The sequence below is a fragment of the Pseudoblastomonas marina genome, assembly GCF_014641655.1.
Classification (GTDB): domain Bacteria; phylum Pseudomonadota; class Alphaproteobacteria; order Sphingomonadales; family Sphingomonadaceae; genus Alteriqipengyuania_A; species Alteriqipengyuania_A marina.
This window is the reverse complement of record NZ_BMID01000001.1, coordinates 624673-640570: the sequence shown is the minus strand read 5'-3', so window position 1 is coordinate 640570 and position 15898 is coordinate 624673. Positions and strand designations below refer to the sequence as shown.

Below are 15898 nucleotides of genomic sequence, written 5' to 3'. Positions count from 1 at the left end.
GATCAGCCCTCCACCACGTCGAGGCCCATCGAGCGCGCGGAGCCCTCGATGATCTTCATCGCTTGCATGATATCGTTGGCGTTCAGATCCTTCATCTTCGCTTCCGCGATTTCCTTGATCTGGCTGGCCTTGATCGTGCCGACCTTGGTCTTGTTCGGCTCGCCCGAGCCCTTCTTCACCTTGGCGGCCTTCTTCAGCATGTAGCTGGCGGGCGGCGACTTGGTTTCGAAGGTGAAGCTCCGATCGGCATAGACCGTGATCTTGGTCGGGATCGGGGCGTTCTTTTCAAGGTCCTGCGTGGCGGCGTTGAAGGCCTTGCAGAATTCCATGATGTTGACGCCGCGCTGACCGAGCGCAGGGCCGATCGGCGGGGAGGGATTGGCGGTGCCGGCGGGCACCTGAAGGTTGATGTAACCTTCGATCTTCTTGGCCATGATGGCCTCCTTTTCGCACTGTCGCCCGGCGCGAAACCGGGCTCATGTTAAGCGGTCCAGACGGCGCCGTCGCCGGCGCCTCCCGCGTGGATTTCCCGATGCTGGTAGCTGGGAAGCCGCGCAGATAGCGATTTCGCCGGATTTTGCAAGCGATTCGGCCGCTCGCGACGCTCAGGCCGCGCAGTTGCGCACTTCCAGGTCGCGGGCGCGAACCGCGTCGAGCAGCTGCCGCATCCGCAGCACCGTGTTGTGCGCGTTGACCCCGGCGAGCAGGCGGATGTCCTCGAGGTCGTCGCGCAGCGCGATGGTGAGGCTTTCGCTGTCGCCGACATGCGCCATCGACCAATCGCCGAAGATCCGCTCGTCTGCGGGTTCGATCTCGAGCAGGGCGAGATTGCGGTGGCGCAGGTCGCAGCAGATCCGCTCGAAGGTCTCGGCGACCGCCTTGGGCGCGCCCTCGATGACCTGCAGGTAGGTCGCGTCGACCCGCAGCAGCACGCCGGTGATCCCGGCCTCGCGATTCCGCTTCTCGCAAGCCAGCGCCAGTTCGCGCGCGCCCAGCCGGGCGATCGCGCTGCTGGTGTAGAACAGACGCAGGAGCGGTGCGCCCGGTTGGTCGGTCAGGTCGAAGCGTTCGGTCATGCCGCGCGCTCCTGTCCCGCTGCTCTGCACAGATCTGAAAATTCGGCTTCCGACAATGGTCGGCTGATCAGGAATCCCTGGAGGTTCTGGCACCCGTGGCTGGTGATGAATTCGCGCTGGGCGGCGGTTTCGATGCCCTCGGCGGTAATCTGCAAATCCATGCTCTTGCCCAGTTCGGCGATGGCGCGCACGATCGAGGCGCTGTTCGCATCGACCGGCGCCTGGTTGACGAAGCTCCCGTCGATCTTGATCCGGCTGATCGGGAAGCGGTGGAGGTAGCTGAGCGAGGAATAGCCGGTCCCGAAATCATCGAGCGAGACATTGACCCCGAGCGCGACCAGCCGGTTGAGCGTACGCAGCGCGAGCTCGTCGTCGCCGAGCAGCGCGGTCTCGGTGATTTCGAGCTCGAGCCGTTGCGGCGGCAGGCCCGTCTCGTGGAGCACCGCGGCGACCCCCGAGACAAGGCGCGGATCGAGGATCTGGACCGGCGACAGGTTGACCGAGAGCTTGATCGAATCGGGCCAGCTCATCGCCTCGCGGCAGGCCTTGCGCAGCACCGTCATACCGATCCGCCCGATCAGCCCGAGCTCTTCGGCCATGGGGATGAACTCGGCGGGCGGAACGGCTCCGTGGGTGGCCGGGCTCCACCGCGCCAGGGCCTCCGCACCGACCAGCTCGTCGGTCGAAGAATCGACGATCGGCTGGTAGACGACGTCGAAGTCCTCGCGCACCGCGGCGCGGCGCAGCGCGGCTTCGAGCACCCGGCGGCGCTCGATCGCTTCGAGCAGCGTATCGTCGAAAACCTGCCAGCGGCCCTTGCCCCTGCGCTTCGAGGAATAGAGCGCATGGTCGGCGTGATTGACCAGGCGAGACGGATTGGTCGCGTGATGCGGCGCGAGGCTGATCCCGACGCAGGCCCCGATCTCGGCGATCTGCTCTCCGATCAGGAACGGGCGCCCGAGGATCTCGATCACGCGATCGGCCACGCTCCCCGCGGCGCTGGAATCGCGCACCCCGTCGAGGAGGATCGCGAATTCGTCACCGCCGACGCGGGCGACGAAATCTCCGGGCCGAGCGGCGCATTCGAGCCGGTGCGCGACACGCTTGAGCACCTCGTCGCCGGTGGCATGGCCCATGCCGTCATTGACCGGCTTGAAATTGTCGAGATCGACGACGAGCAGCGCGAAGGCGGCACCGGTGGCCTCGGCGGCGGCGCTGCGCTTGGCGAGCGCGCGACCGAAAGCCCTGCGATTGGGCAGGCCGGTCAGCGCATCGTGCATCGCCTGGTGCTGGAGCCGCAGGCGCGAGCGCAATTGCTGGCGGCGATCGGTCTGCGAGGTGGTCAGGCCCAGCCCCACGATCATAAGGCTGATGGTAGCGATCGCGCCGGCCAGCGCGTTCCCGCCGACCCCCGAATAGGTCGCGTCCGTCACCACCGTACCAGCCAGCGGTGCGATCGTCATCGATGCCATCCCGGTGAAATGAAGGGCTACGATCGCCGCCACCCACAGCGCGACCGACCCGATATCCACCTTGGTACCGTCGGACCCGGAGAGCCGGAAATTGGCCGCCGCGGCCAGCGCGGTGCCGAGCGCGATCGAGACGACGACGAGCCCGTAATCCCAGCGCACCTCGGCTCCCGCGAACACATAGCCGGACATGCCCGTATAGTGCATCGCCGCGATGGTCAGGCCGAACAGGAGCCCCGAAGTTGCCGAGGCCCAGAGCCGGCGCGACAAGGTGGCGACAGCCACCGCGGCGCAGCTCCCGACCACCGCGATATGCGCCGACAGCAGGGTCAGTACCCCGTCGAGCGACACCGGTACCGGGGAGCGATAGCCGAACATGGCGATGAAATGGGTCGCCCAGATCGTGCAGCCGGCGACGATCCCGGTGAGGAAGCACCAGTGCCAGCGCGCGGTCCCGCGTTCGCTCGCCGCGCGCTGCGACAGGCCGACGCCGACATAGCAGCCCGCCGCGCAGATCGCCGCAGCCAGCAGGATCAGCGCCAGATCGTGGTCGTGCAGGAGATGGTTGAAGAAATGCATTTATGTTCCTGGATCCGGTCCTGCGGGCGTCCCCGCGTTAACGGTCCCTAGGGGGCGGAAGTTAAGCGAAACCCAAGATTGTCCTGCCGAATTTCCCGTGCCTCGTTCACCATGCTTGCAATGCTCGCATCGGGGGGTTCGCACGACCCGCCAAACCCGTTATTGCGACGCTTTACCAAGAAGGATTACTCCATGCGCAAACTCGTCTTCGTGGCCGCCCTGAGCGGCTCTGCCCTCGCCCTGTCCGCCTGTGCCGATGCGGGCGAAGATCCCGACGAAGCGGCCGCCGCGGAAATGGCCGAAGCCGAAGCCGATGCCGACACGACCACCGCGGACACCGAGACTGCGGGCGTGCTCGATGCGAACACCGCGACCGCCGAGCAGCTTGCCGCCGCGGGCGCATCGGAAGAACTCGCCGCCTCGATCGTCGCCGGCCAGCCCTATGCCTCGACCACCGCCTTCAACGCGGTGCTGTTGGAAACGCTGGGCGAGGAAGAGGCCGCCGCGATGCGCGCGAACGTGTTCGTCCCGGTCAACCTCAACACCGCCACCCGCGAGGACATCGCGCTGATCCCGGGCATGACCGAGCGCATGATCGGCGAATTCCTCGAATATCGTCCCTACGAGAACATCGAGGAATTCAACCGCGAGATCGGCAAGTATGTCGACGAGGCCGAAGTCGCGCGCTTCCGGCAATACGTCACGCTGTAAGCCCTCCGCCTAGCGGCGCTGGAGCCAGACCCGCACCGATTCGATCGCGGCCAGGATCCCGATATGGATGTAGGCCGTGGTCGGATCGAAGGCCGCCAGCGCCCAGTGCACGAAGGTCAGCACCGCCGCCGGATAGACCAGCCGGTGGAGCCGCTTCCATGCCCGCTTGAGCGCGCGCACCGCGATATCGTTCGAGGTCGCGGCGAGCGGCACGAACAGCGCCAGCGCGAGCCAGCCGGTCAGCATGTCGGGCGATCCCGCCTCGGCCAGCACCGGGCGGAGCCCCGCCTTGTTAACGAGGTAGATCACGGTGTGCCCGGCGGCATAGGCGAAGCTGGCCACCCCGAGATCGCGCCGATGCCGCATCAGCCAGATCGCCACCCGCGCCTTGCGGAGCGCGAGCCGGACCGGGGTCACCGCGAGCGTCACCAGCAGCAGCCATGCGGCCCAGTCGCCGCTGTCGCCGATCGCATGGCCATAGCCGTAGGCTTCTGGTGTCGCCGCCCAGCGATAAAGGATCCACGCGCCCGGCAGCGCGAGCACGAGCCACAGGAACGGGCGCGAGGCGGCGAGCGTCTTCACCAATCCACCGATGCCTGTTTCAGCCGCGAAGTCAAAGGCCGAACTGTTCATCGCCTCGAAAGAGGCCTATCGGCTTACCCGGATTGCGCGGCAATCCGGGGGTCGGAGAATTTAGAATGCGCCACATAATCGAATATGGCGACTACATGCCGCACGGCATGTGCCTGTTATGGCAACCGTGGCTGGTGATCCTGTGGGCCGGGTCGGACCTGCTCATCTTCCTGTCCTACATGGCGATCCCGCTCGCGCTGATAACGGTCCTGCGGCAGCGCAAGGACGTCCCGCATCCTGGGCTGGTCATGCTGTTCGCCAGCTTCATCCTGCTGTGCGGTTTCACTCACCTTGCCGGGATCGTCACGCTGTGGTGGCCGATCTATCCGTGGATCGGCGCGCTCAAGCTTGCCACCGGCATCGTTTCCGCGATCACCGCGGTGGTGCTTTTCCGGCTCGTCCCGACGCTCGTCGCACTCCCTTCGCCCGGCCAGATGGGCGAAGCGAACAAGCAGTTGCAGGACGAAATCGCCGCGCACGAGGCGACGCTCGCCACGCTCGAGGACCAGGTCGAGAAACGGACCGAGGAACTGCAGAGCCTCAATGCCAACCTCGCGGTTCAGGCGCGCGAGGCGGTGCATCGTTCGGGCAACCTGCTGTCGGTGGTCAGCTCGCTCGCCAGCCAGAGCGCCAAGGATTCCGGCACCAAGGAGGAATTCGTCGCGACCCTGCTCGCCCGCCTGCGCGCGCTGGCCAAGGCCACGACCACGATCAAGCGGGCGGAAAACAATGCTTCAGAGCAGCTCGAAACGGTGGTGCGCGATCAGCTCGCACCGCTGATTCAGGTCTTCCCCGACCGCGTGGCGATCGAGGGACCTGCGATCGCCGTCGGATCAGAAGCGGCGCAGCAGATCGCGCTGGCATTGCACGAGCTCGCCACCAACGCGCAGAAATACAATCTTTCCGAAACCGAGGACACGCGGGTCTCGCTCTCCTGGAAGATCGTCACCTACGACGCGGACGAGGATCGCTTCGAGCTCGAGTGGCACGAGAGCCTCTCCGAAGATTCATCGGAACGGTTCGGCAGCGGTGAGCACGAAGGGTTCGGCACCAAGCTGCTGACCCGGATCGTCCCCGTCATGCTGCGCGGCAATGCGGTGCGAGAGTTCCGGGCGCGCGAATTCTGCTATCGCCTCGACGCGCCGCTGACATCGGTCATCGCCAACATTGATCGCGGCCTCGAGGAAGCGCACGCGGCGCGCCTGGTCGACGAGAGTTTCGGACTCGAAAGCTGACGCGTCGCGCCGGCGGCCTTACTTGACTAGTTCGACTTCCTCGAAGTCGAGCTCGACCGGGGTCGCGCGGCCGAAGATCGAGACCGAAACCTTGACCTTCTGCTTGTCGAAATCGAGCTCCTCGACGACGCCGTTGAAGCTCGCGAAGGGTCCCCCGAGCACCTTGACCTGGTCGCCGATCTCGTAATCGACGTTGATCTCGCGCTTGGGCGCGCTCTTGGCGTCCTCGACACCGCCGAAATAGCGCGCGGCCTCGCGTTCGGAAATCGCCTGCGGCTTGTTGTTGTTGCCGAGGAAGCCGGTCACCTTGGGGGTGTTCTTGACCAGGTGGTAGACATCGTCGGTCATGGTCAGCTTGGCGAGCACGTAACCCGGCATGAACTTGCGTTCGGTCTGGACCTTCTTGCCGCGCTTGATCTCGGTGATCGTCTCGGTCGGGACTTGCACTTCCTCGACCGCGTCGGACAAGCCGAGCCGTTCGGCTTCCGAAATGATCGTGTCGCGCACCTTGTTCTCGAAACCGGAATAGGCGTGGATGATGTACCAGCGGGCCATGTGTGTCAGTCGTCCGTTGCTTGTTTAGGGATCAGGCGAGCCGCAGCAGCCAGCCGACGATGGAAGAGAAGAGGCTGTCGATCCCGAAGAAGAACAGCGCGAGGATCAGCACCATGATGCCGACCATGATCGCGGTCTGGATCGTTTCCGCCTTGGTCGGCCAGACAACCTTGGACGCTTCGGCCCGCACCTGGCGGATGAATTCTCCGGGGGTGGTCTTCGCCATCGTTCAAAATCCCAAAAGTGAAACTCGTCTCTTCCGGGATGGGGTCCGCGCCGCCCCGGTTCAAGTCCGGGAGGGGCTGCTTTTCCATCGATGTCGGAATTGCCCTCGCCTCTAACCCCGGCGGCGCGCTTGTGCAAGTGTGCGATGACCGATCGCGACTGTTGGCAGGACGAAACACCGCGTTAGAGTGCCCGCGATGTCGCGAATCCTCTTCCCGCTCATGGCTTTGCTCGCCGTGCTGGTCCCGGCCGCCGTCGGGGCGCAGGAGGGAGACGAGACCGCGTTGCCGTGGCCGATCGACGAGGCCCGGCTGAAGGGCGAATATCCGGAAGCCGTCGCCTATCTCGCCGAAGAGGAGCAGCGCTGCGAGAGCGAACGGCCGGGCTCGGGCGACTGCCTCTACCCGCTCTACCTCCAGCTCTATCTCGCCTGGGCGTGGGACAAGCCGCGCGATGCCGTCGCCGCGGCCGAGAAATGGCTCGAGCTTGCCGAACAACGCGACGAGCTGGGCGGCCACAACGAGCCCACGATCCGTTATTTCTACGCCAGCGCGATCAAGGGGCTGGTGAGCGACGGAATCGTCTGGGGCGGGGTTGGGTACCCCGCAGCAATCGAGCAGCTGACCCTCGCGCTCGAACGTTCGCGCGCGCTCGATCGCGATCCGAGCGAAGCCGCGATGCTGCTGTCCGCGCGCGGCGACATGCTCGCGCGGCGCGCCGCGGAGGAATGGTCCAACGAGGAACGGCGCCTCGCGCTGTGGTCGCTCGCCGAGGCCGATTCACGCGGCGCGATCGCCGCGGTGGAACGAAGCGAAAGCGCGGAGATCCGGACCGACACTGCCGACTACTTCGCCGACCTCGCCCGCGCGCTTTACGAACAGGGTCGCGACGAGGAAGCGGTGCTCGCGGCGGAAAGCGCGCTCGCGGGCTTCCGCACCCGGCTCGAGGATCCCGAGCGCGCGGCATCGGTGGTGCGCGCGCTGCGGCGGCTGGCGGTGCAGGCGCAGGAGGCCGGGTATCCGAAGGTCGCGCTGCGCTATTGGGACACGATGCTCGATCCGCTCGCTGACGGACTCGTCGAAACGCAGGTCAACGACCTGCTTATGCTCGGCAAGGCGCTCGCCGCGACGGGACGCGGCGAAGATGCAATCGCGGTGTTCGAGGAAGCGCTGGCCGACCCGGTGCTCGAAGCCAACCCGATGGCCGAAAGCTTCCTGCGCGGCGCATTGATGGAAGCGCTCGCGAGCACCGAGGACCATGCACGCACGATCGCGCTCGCGGCGGAGAACCTCGCCTTCGCCGACGCGCAGCTCGCGGCGGGGGCCTATGCCCCGCCATTCGAGGCGATGCGGATGAAGGCGCTGCTCGCCCGCGGCGAGGCGCTGCTCGAGACCCGGCGCTGGGACGAGGCCGAGCGCGACCTGTCCGAAGCGCGGAAGCTCCGGGAAACCCGTGCCTTCTACGACCCCTACGAAGACGCCAATATCGCCGCCGACCTCCGCCTCGCCAAGGCGGTGTCGCGGGGGAGTCGCGATTTTGCGCTCGCCCGGACGCTGCTCCAGCGCGGGATCGAGGGCGCGCTGGCGCATGTCGCGAGCGGCACCGGCTTCGACGCGGAAAATGCCGGCAAGCTGCGATCCTACGCGCCACTGTTCCGCGAGCAGGTCCGCATCGCCTTCGCGCTGGCCAGGCCGGACCGCCCCTAGCCCCGTTCGCGGGCGTCCAGCGCCGCTCCGCTGTGTGCCTTCTCGCCACAAAGGCTGGCATTCGCGCGGTTCTGCCGTTAGCACCCCCGCCACAAAGGGAGTTCAAAGGGGAAATACCTGACATGGCCACTACCGAGCCTGCTTCGCTTGGCGACCGCATGATCCAGCCGGTCACCAACATATCCGACCTCATCTGGGGCGGCACATGGGAGGGGGTGGAAGTCATTCCCTTCCCGCCACTGGCGCTGATCCTGCTGGGGGTCGGCCTGTATGTGATGGTTGGCCTGCGCTTCTATCCGATCACCAAGTTCTTCTCGGCGCTGAAGGGCCTGTTCTCGAGCCGCAAGGGTGCGGGCGCGGGCGAGATTTCGCCCTTCGCCGCGCTCTCGACCGCGCTTTCCGGCCAGGTCGGCACGGGTAACCTCGCCGGCGTCGCCACCGCGATCGCATTGGGCGGTCCGGGCGCGATCTTCTGGATGTGGATCACCGCCCTGTTCGGCATGGCGCTGGCCTTCGCCGAGGGCTCGCTGGCAATCCGTTATCGCGAAACGACCTCCGACGGAGTCAAGCGCGGCGGTCCGATGACCTACATCATGATGGGTCTCGGTCCGAAATGGACCTGGCTTGCGATCCTGTTCTGCATCGGCACGCTGTTCAGCGCGCTCGTCACCGGCAACTCGATCCAGGCCAATGCCGTGGCCGACGGCCTCAACGAGCTGTTCGGAATCGAGGAATGGCTCGGCGGGCTGATCGTCGCGGTGCTGGTCTTCATCGTCATCATCGGCGGGATCAAGTCGATCGGCCGCGTCGCGGAAAGCGTCGTGCCGTTCATGGCCGCGGCCTATATCGTGATGGCCGCGATCGCGCTGATCCTGAACTTCGGCGACCTCGGCGAGACCTTCGCGCTGATCTTCCACGGTGCCTTCAACCCGCAGAGCGCGGTCGGCGGCTTTACCGGGGCGGCGATCATCATGGCGATCCGCGCGGGTGTCGCCCGCGGCCTGTTCTCGAACGAGGCGGGCCAGGGTTCGACCCCGATCGCGCACGCCGTGGCGCAGACCGACGATCCCGAGCAGCAGGGCCGCATGGCGATGCTCGGCACGTTCATCGACACGATCGTGATCTGCACCATGACCGCGCTGGTGATCCTGACCGTGCGCGGCGAGTTCTCGAACGCCGGCGAGATCGTGCCGCATGTCTGGCAGTCGGACCGCGTCGGCTTCGAGATGACCTCGGGCGCCTTCGCCGCCGCCTTCCCGGCCGAGATCGCCGCGATCCCGATCGGGACGCTGGTCGCCTCTATCGCGCTGCTGCTGTTCGTGTTCACCACCCTGCTCACCTGGAGCTATTACGGCGAACGCGCGATCACCTTCATCTACGACCGGGTGAAGGGTTCGACCCGCAGCGGCGAGCGCAAGCTGCACATGGCCTGGCGCGTGCTGTGGTGCGTGGTGATCTTCATCGGCGCGGCGCAGCCGAGCGAGCTGGTCTGGCGCCTCGGCGACATTTCCAACGCCACGATGCTGCTGCCCAACATCCTCGCGATCGCGCTGCTTTCGGGCGTCGTCTTCGCGCTGTCGCGCGGCGATCGGACCGCGGGCAAGGAATACCACGAAGAAACGCCCGAAGAGCCCGAGGAATACTGATCCCCGGGGGGCTTCCGGCTCCAATGAATAAGGGCGCGGTGCCGGATCGGCACCGCGCCCTTTTCGTTTCGTCTACCTTTTCCGGAGCACCCGAAGCGCGCCGGTCGCACCGTCCTAGTGCGTGCCCAGAAGGCGAGCCCAGAATCCCGGCTGTTCCATCGGGCGGATCGCACCGTGCTTCATGAAACGCGCCGAAGGATCGGAATGCGGACGCGGCGAAATCCATGAGTCCGGGCGCGAGCTGCGAAAGCTGACGCTAGCCATGTTGTTCTCCTCAATCTTCATTCCCGTCTTGGGGGGATAAACCTCCGGTTGCGGAAATCGGTTCCCGCCGCGGCAGCGCGACCGCCGTCCGGCCCCGGCGTGACCGATTCGCCACAGTGGCCGGCGCGCTGTGGAAGGGCGGCGGCAAAGAGGTTGTCTTTCAGACCCCTGCTCAACACCATGCGCGGCGGAAGGGGCGATGCATTTTCGCCCGAATGGAGGGTCAAACCATGAATACCTGTCGCCTGACGGCGAGCCTGCTGCTCGCCGCCACCTCGATCGTCGCGCTCACCACCTCGGCCCGCGCCGACGACACGCCCGAATGCAATACGAACGACGGGCCGGATGCCACCGCGAGCACCGCCGATGACGGGCTGGAGTGCGGGGTGGATTCCAGTGCTGCGGGTTCCGATGCGACGGCGGTGGGCAATGAAAGCACCGCGTCGGGTTACGAATCGGTCGCCGTCGGTAACGCGGCTTCGGCGTCGAGCTATTACGGCATTGCTGTCGGACCTTATGCCTCTTCGATCGGAACGAGCGGTATTGCTCTGGGACGCTCCGCAAACGCCACGTCCTACGCGATTGCGATCGGCGACAGCGCCAGCGGTGCTTCCAATGCGGTTGCTATCGGCAATTCAACCGTGACCGCTCAGAATGGCGTCGCGCTAGGTCGCAGCGCCAACGCAAGTGACCAAGGCATCGCGATCGGGATGTACTCCGAGGCCGGCCAAGGCTCGATCGCCATCGGCTCCAAGATCAACTTTGGGGGTGCTGCAGTATTTTACGATGGCGCCATCGCGACCGGCACAAATGCCGTTGCGGTCGGCGGCGAAGCGTCCGCAACTGGAGCACGCTCGATTGCCTTGGGAGCCAATGCTGGCGCCGGGTTTGAGGACAGTGTGGCCCTCGGAGCGGGCTCGACCGTCGGTGCGGCGATGACCGTCTCGGTCGGTAATTCGAGTGCCAAGCGGCGCATCACCAATCTGGCAGACGCGGTGGATGCGACGGATGCCGTAACGCTGCAACAATTGAACAACGCCATCGCGGCGGGCGGTACCGAAGGGGCCACCAGCCTTTCCTTCCTCGACGTGAATTCCACAGGCACTGCGGCCGATGCCTCGGGCGAGGACGCCATTGCGATCGGAGAGAACGCCCGCGCTCAGGGCGCGCGGTCGATCGCGCAAGGTACCAATGCGATTGCCTATGACGACGACGCGATCGCCCTGGGTACCAATGCGAGTACGGATTTCGGGGATTCGATTGCCATAGGTCGCGACGTCAATGCGCGTGATGGCGGCGTTTCGGTCGGTTCGGGTTCGCGATCGTGGGGTGCAGTCGGCAGCGCATTCGGTCCCAATGCCTCTTCGAATGGCAACGGCAGCGTTGCCGTCGGCTACAATTCGATTTCCAGCGGGGGAAGTTCCGGCGGGACCGCCAGCGATGCGTCGGTGGCGATCGGCCATTCCGCTCAAGCGACAAGCAATGGCGGTACGAGCATTGGCGGAGGTTCGAAAGCTGAGAACAATGGCACCGCCATCGGTTCGGGTAGCTTCGCTGGCAGCGGATTTGGAACGCTCGCGGTGGGCAACAATGCGACTGCCGACGGCGTTGTGACGACGGCGATCGGCTCATCAAGCTCGGCAACCGGTTTCATCGCCACGGCGATCGGATATCAGGCCGATGCAACGGGCCGCGAGGCGCTCGCAATCGGATATGGCAGTGAAGCCAGCGCGGAATCGTCGGTTGCACTCGGTACCGGTTCGGTCGCGGACCAGACAAACACGGTTTCGGTGGGCTCCGCAGGGGTGAAGCGCCGCATCACGAACGTAAATGCGGGGATCGGCGATTACGATGCGGTAAACGTCGCACAATTGAACGCGGCGATCGCGGGCGTCAGTAGTGGCGGCACGGGCTCCGCCTCGATCTATCTCGACGTGAATTCCGATGGCGCGGCAGCGAGCGCTACCGGCATCGACGCAGTCGCGATCGGCGAAAACGCGTCTGCTACCGACGCAAATGCGATATCCGTAGGATCCAACGCCGCTACTTCGGGGTCCAATTCGATTGCCGTCGGTCCCAACGCTCAGGCGACGCAGGGTGGCACTGCCATGGGCAGTGAGGCCATCGCGCGCAACGGAGCCGTTTCGGTGGGCACGGGTGCAATCAGCGACAATCAGGCCGTGGCAGTCGGTATCAGCTCATCGGCCCAAGCCAGCGCAGCGAGTGCATTTGGGGGCTTCGCCAAAGCCGATCAGTTTATGGCTACGGCCATCGGGCACAATGCGGTCGCATCGGGAGTGAACTCGACAACGGTGGGTGGGAATAGCTCCGCCACCACCCAGGCTACGGCGGTTGGTTCGTCGAGCGTGGCGGATGCGCAGTGGTCTTCGGCGATGGGTCACCAGGCCAATGCCACCGGGGCCGGCGCTTCGGCGATCGGCTCCTATTCGGCGGCGGCGGGGCAGTATGCTGCCGCGGTCGGGTTGCAGGCCAACGCCTCAGGGACGCGCAGCTTCGCCGGCGGCACCCGCGCGCAGGCGACCGGCGAATATTCGGTCGCGATCGGCGGCGACGGGACCGACGAGGACTCTCTGGGGGCCTCGGCCTCGGGCGCCAGCGCGGTGTCGGTCGGCCGCGAAGCAATCGCCTCGGGCAATGAATCGCTCGCCGTGGGGGCCGATGCGGTCTCTTCGGGCCTGCGCACCACCGCCTTCGGCTACGGCGCCAAGGCCACCGGCCTGCAGACCACCGCGGCCGGGACGGGTTCCTCCGCGGAGGGTATCGGGACGCTCGCCTTCGGGTCCTTCGCCACCGCACGCGGCAATTACGCAATGGCGCTCGGCTACGCCTCATTCGCCCCGGCGCTGCAGGCGACCGCGGTCGGCAACGGCGCGCAGGCGACCGACGAGAACGCGACCGCACTCGGCCGCACCGCGATGGCCCGAAATGCCAGCGCCACCGCGATCGGCCATAACGCGACCTCCGACTACGCGCGGGCCACGGCGATCGGCTATGCCGCGGTGACCACCGCCAACGACCAGGTCGTGCTCGGCGGCGCGGGCAGTTCGGTGAAGATCGGCGATCTCGACGCTTCGACCGCCGCCCAAGAGGGGCCGGTCGATGTCGTGACCGTCGACGCCAACGGGGTGCTCGGGCGCCAGCAGGCGGCAACCGCCGCCTCGGTCGATGCCGTGCGCGCCAATGTCGATTACATCGCGGCTATCTCGGACGCCCAGTTCGAGGCGCTCAGCAGCGACGTGCTCGCGCTGTCGGGCCGGCTCGACACGATGGAGTTCGCGCTCGAGGATCTCGACACGCGGATGCGCGGCGGGGTCGCCGCGGCGATGGCGATGGGCGGTACGATGGTGGTGCCCGACAGCACCGTCTCGATCAGCGTCAACGGCGCGACCCACCAGGGCGAGCAGGGCTATTCGGCGGCAGTGACCGCGCGGGTCGCCCCGCGGATCTACGTGTCGGGCGCGATTGCCGGCAATACCGGCGACGAGGGCGCGAGCGGCCGCGTCGGCATGGCGATCGGCTTCTGAACAACGGCGGGGCCGTTCGCCTCGCGGCGGCACCGCTTCCCCGCCCGCAAAGCGGGACGGTTACTTCCGGATGTCGAAGTGATCGCGGATGTGTTCCAGCACCGACGGGTAGAGCGGGTTGTCGAACGCGATCCCGACATAGCCGTGATCGCACCACCGCACCGTCGCCCGGACCGGACCGATCGGCCCGATCTTGATCGTGATCTTGTCGCCCGGATTGAGCCCGCGATAGCGATCCGCGAAGCGGCAACCGCTTTCCGAAAGGTCGAGCACGGTGACGTCGCGCGGTCCCGAATTGGCGACGATCCGGGCCTGGATCGTCAGTTCGTGGCGGAGTTCGCTGCGATCGACCTGGTAGCGGGGTCGCGATGAGGTGGAATGCGATTCGGGCGCGACCGGTGATGGCGGCAGCACCGACCGGTCCGGCGAGTTTGGGGGCAATGAAGCGGGTGCTGGCGGGTGGAGCGGTGGCGGTGACGGTTGGGGCGGCGGCGGGAATTCGTCCGGCGGTTCCGCTTCGGCGCGCGCCGCGCGCAGCCTGCGCTCCTCGACGAACCGCTCCATCGCGACACCGACTTCCGCCGAAGGACCGAGATCTACGCTATCCGCATATTCGCCGCCGCGCACCCAGATGCGCCCGTCTCGCAGGAAAAAGCGGATGCTTTCGTTTCCCATGGCCCTCGCTTTGCGTCGCGATCCCCGGGGAACAATACGCGGCGCCCGGCGCGGTTGCAAACCGAACCGGCGAAAAGCGGACATGTCGGACAATCGTCTGGCAGGGGTGACAGGATTCGAACCCGTGGCCCTCGGTTTTGGAGACCGATGCTCTACCAGCTGAGCTACACCCCTGCAGACGGATGCGCGCTCTAGGGCGGACGCGCCGAATTGGCAAGCGGCGATGCGGCCGCGGGGCGCCGCCGACGCCCGATGGGACTTCTTTTCCGTCCGTTCCCAATCGCTTGTCGGACCAGTGAAGCGCGCGTAAGGCAGCGCGACGCAAGGGGGGACAAGGGTGGCGTTCGAGCCTCCGAAACTGGTGTTGAACGGCTCCGGCGAAGGGCAACTGCCCGCGATCGGTCGAGTCGCGCGCGATCCGCTCGCCCATTGGCCCGACGACCTGCTCGACACCGGCGTGGTACAGGCCAAGGCCGGAAGGCAGGCGCTGGCGTTCGTGTCCGACCCCATGGCGGTGTCGACCATCCTGATGAATCGCAGCGACAATTTTCCGCGGGCGCGCTTCCAGGACCGGATCCTTGGTGCAAGCTACGGTGAGAATCTTGTCCAGGCCGACCAGCAGGACTGGCGCGGGCAGCGTCGTACGATCGCGCAGCCGATCACGGCGGACCGCGCCGCCGGCCTCGTACCCCGGCTCGAGCTCGCCGGGGACGAGATGATGGACGAATGGGCCGCGCTCGGTCCGAAAAGAGCGGTCCCGCTGCTTCGCGACACCCGCCGACTTAGCCTGGACGCGCTGTATCGGGCGATATTCGCCAGCGATCGCCAAGCCCGCCACCGATCCCCGGGGATCGACGACACTGCCCGCACGATCGCGGCCATGTGCCCGATCGAGCTCAAGGAAGAACTGGTGCACCTCCAGCCCCTGGCGGAGCGGCTGGCGCGCGACTGGAAAGCGAGCCGCGACGGCGTGGCAGACCCGAAGGACCTGAACACGTTGACGCTCTTCCTCCATGCCGGTCACGACAACGTCGCGGTCGCGCTGGGTTGGATGCTGTGGCTGGTCGCCCACCGACCGGAGCTACAGGACGCGATCCGCGACGAGGCTGCCAAACGGACGGCGGGCGCATTCTCACTGCGCGATTTTCCCGTAGCCGGTGCAATCGTGCGCGAGACGCTGCGGCTTTTTCCTCCGATCCTGCAATTGATGCGCGAGATACGGGTTCCGCTCACCATCGGCGATGTTACGCTCGAGCCTGGATCGGTTGCGATCGTCGCGATCTACGCGATGCAGCGGCACCGACGCTTATGGGACCAGCCCGACGCATTCCTGCCCGAACGCTTCCTCGACCCCCAAGACGATACGCGCGAACGACGCGCCGCCTGGCTGCCATTCGGTTCGGGCCCGCGTGGCTGTATCGGATCGAGCCTCGCATTGGTCGAGCTCGCACTATTTCTGGTGATGACCTGCCAGCGCTTTTCCCTCTCGCCGAACCCCGAGAGCCCGTTACAGTGTCATGTCGAATGGACGCTGCGCCCGGTCGGCGATGCGCCGATCTTCCTGCACTCGCGTGATTGA

13 protein-coding genes and 1 tRNA gene are annotated in these 15898 nt (G+C 66.2%); 6 read left to right on the top strand and 8 right to left on the bottom strand.

Annotated features, from left to right (window positions below; translation table 11 throughout):
• Positions 1 to 2: 2 nt before the first annotated feature.
• From rplK to IEW49_RS03040, 3 genes are all read right to left on the bottom strand, one after another.
• Positions 3 to 434 (bottom strand): 50S ribosomal protein L11, encoded by a 432-nt coding sequence (gene rplK / locus IEW49_RS03050; protein ID WP_188641296.1) that lies wholly within the window; start codon positions 432 to 434, stop codon positions 3 to 5.
• A gap of 171 nt (positions 435 to 605) precedes the next feature.
• On the bottom strand, positions 606 to 1076 hold the full coding sequence (locus IEW49_RS03045; protein ID WP_188641295.1) for a BLUF domain-containing protein: 471 nt from the start codon (positions 1074 to 1076) through the stop codon (positions 606 to 608).
• Positions 1073 to 3124, bottom strand: a complete 2052-nt coding sequence (locus IEW49_RS03040) for a putative bifunctional diguanylate cyclase/phosphodiesterase (protein WP_188641294.1) — start codon at positions 3122 to 3124, stop codon at positions 1073 to 1075. Before IEW49_RS03040 ends, IEW49_RS03045 begins: the two co-directional genes overlap by 4 nt.
• Positions 3125 to 3316: 192 nt before the next feature.
• On the opposite strand from IEW49_RS03040, the gene IEW49_RS03035 reads away from it, so the two are divergent.
• On the top strand, positions 3317 to 3835 hold the full coding sequence (locus IEW49_RS03035; protein ID WP_188641293.1) for a ComEA family DNA-binding protein: 519 nt from the start codon (positions 3317 to 3319) through the stop codon (positions 3833 to 3835).
• Positions 3836 to 3844: 9 nt separating this feature from the next.
• Here the strand turns inward: IEW49_RS03035 and IEW49_RS03030 are convergent, their stop codons facing one another.
• On the bottom strand, positions 3845 to 4417 hold the full coding sequence (locus IEW49_RS03030) for a protein-methionine-sulfoxide reductase heme-binding subunit MsrQ (protein WP_229658058.1): 573 nt from the start codon (positions 4415 to 4417) through the stop codon (positions 3845 to 3847).
• 116 nt (positions 4418 to 4533) lie between these two features.
• Here IEW49_RS03030 and IEW49_RS03025 point away from each other — a divergent pair, with 116 nt between their 5' ends.
• Positions 4534 to 5703, top strand: coding sequence for a sensor histidine kinase (locus IEW49_RS03025; RefSeq protein WP_188641291.1), 1170 nt, complete (start codon positions 4534 to 4536; stop codon positions 5701 to 5703).
• 18 nt (positions 5704 to 5721) lie between these two features.
• Here IEW49_RS03025 and nusG read toward each other — a convergent pair whose 3' ends face one another.
• Positions 5722 to 6258, bottom strand: coding sequence for a transcription termination/antitermination protein NusG (gene nusG / locus IEW49_RS03020; RefSeq protein WP_188641290.1), 537 nt, complete (start codon positions 6256 to 6258; stop codon positions 5722 to 5724).
• A 31-nt stretch (positions 6259 to 6289) separates the two neighbouring features.
• Complete coding sequence (secE, locus tag IEW49_RS03015) at positions 6290 to 6484, bottom strand: preprotein translocase subunit SecE (protein ID WP_188641289.1); 195 nt, start codon at positions 6482 to 6484, stop codon at positions 6290 to 6292.
• 196 nt (positions 6485 to 6680) lie between these two features.
• Between secE and IEW49_RS03010 the strand changes: the two genes are divergently transcribed.
• From IEW49_RS03010 to IEW49_RS03000, 3 genes are all read left to right on the top strand, one after another.
• Positions 6681 to 8189, top strand: coding sequence for a tetratricopeptide repeat protein (locus IEW49_RS03010; protein ID WP_188641288.1), 1509 nt, complete (start codon positions 6681 to 6683; stop codon positions 8187 to 8189).
• A 122-nt stretch (positions 8190 to 8311) separates the two neighbouring features.
• Positions 8312 to 9835, top strand: coding sequence for an alanine/glycine:cation symporter family protein (locus IEW49_RS03005; RefSeq protein WP_188641287.1), 1524 nt, complete (start codon positions 8312 to 8314; stop codon positions 9833 to 9835).
• 494 nt (positions 9836 to 10329) lie between these two features.
• Entirely contained in the window at positions 10330 to 13644 is a 3315-nt protein-coding gene (locus IEW49_RS03000; RefSeq protein WP_188641286.1) for a hypothetical protein, read from the top strand.
• Between the two features lie 60 nt (positions 13645 to 13704).
• Here IEW49_RS03000 and IEW49_RS02995 read toward each other — a convergent pair whose 3' ends face one another.
• Both IEW49_RS02995 and IEW49_RS02990 read right to left on the bottom strand, forming a co-directional pair.
• The gene (locus tag IEW49_RS02995; RefSeq protein WP_188641285.1) at positions 13705 to 14319 is read right to left on the bottom strand and encodes a PilZ domain-containing protein; all 615 of its coding nucleotides are present in this window, start codon (positions 14317 to 14319) and stop codon (positions 13705 to 13707) included.
• A gap of 98 nt (positions 14320 to 14417) precedes the next feature.
• Positions 14418 to 14493, bottom strand: a tRNA-Trp gene (locus IEW49_RS02990).
• Between the two features lie 163 nt (positions 14494 to 14656).
• Between IEW49_RS02990 and IEW49_RS02985 the strand changes: the two genes are divergently transcribed.
• Positions 14657 to 15898, top strand: a complete 1242-nt coding sequence (locus IEW49_RS02985; RefSeq protein ID WP_188641284.1) for a cytochrome P450 — start codon at positions 14657 to 14659, stop codon at positions 15896 to 15898.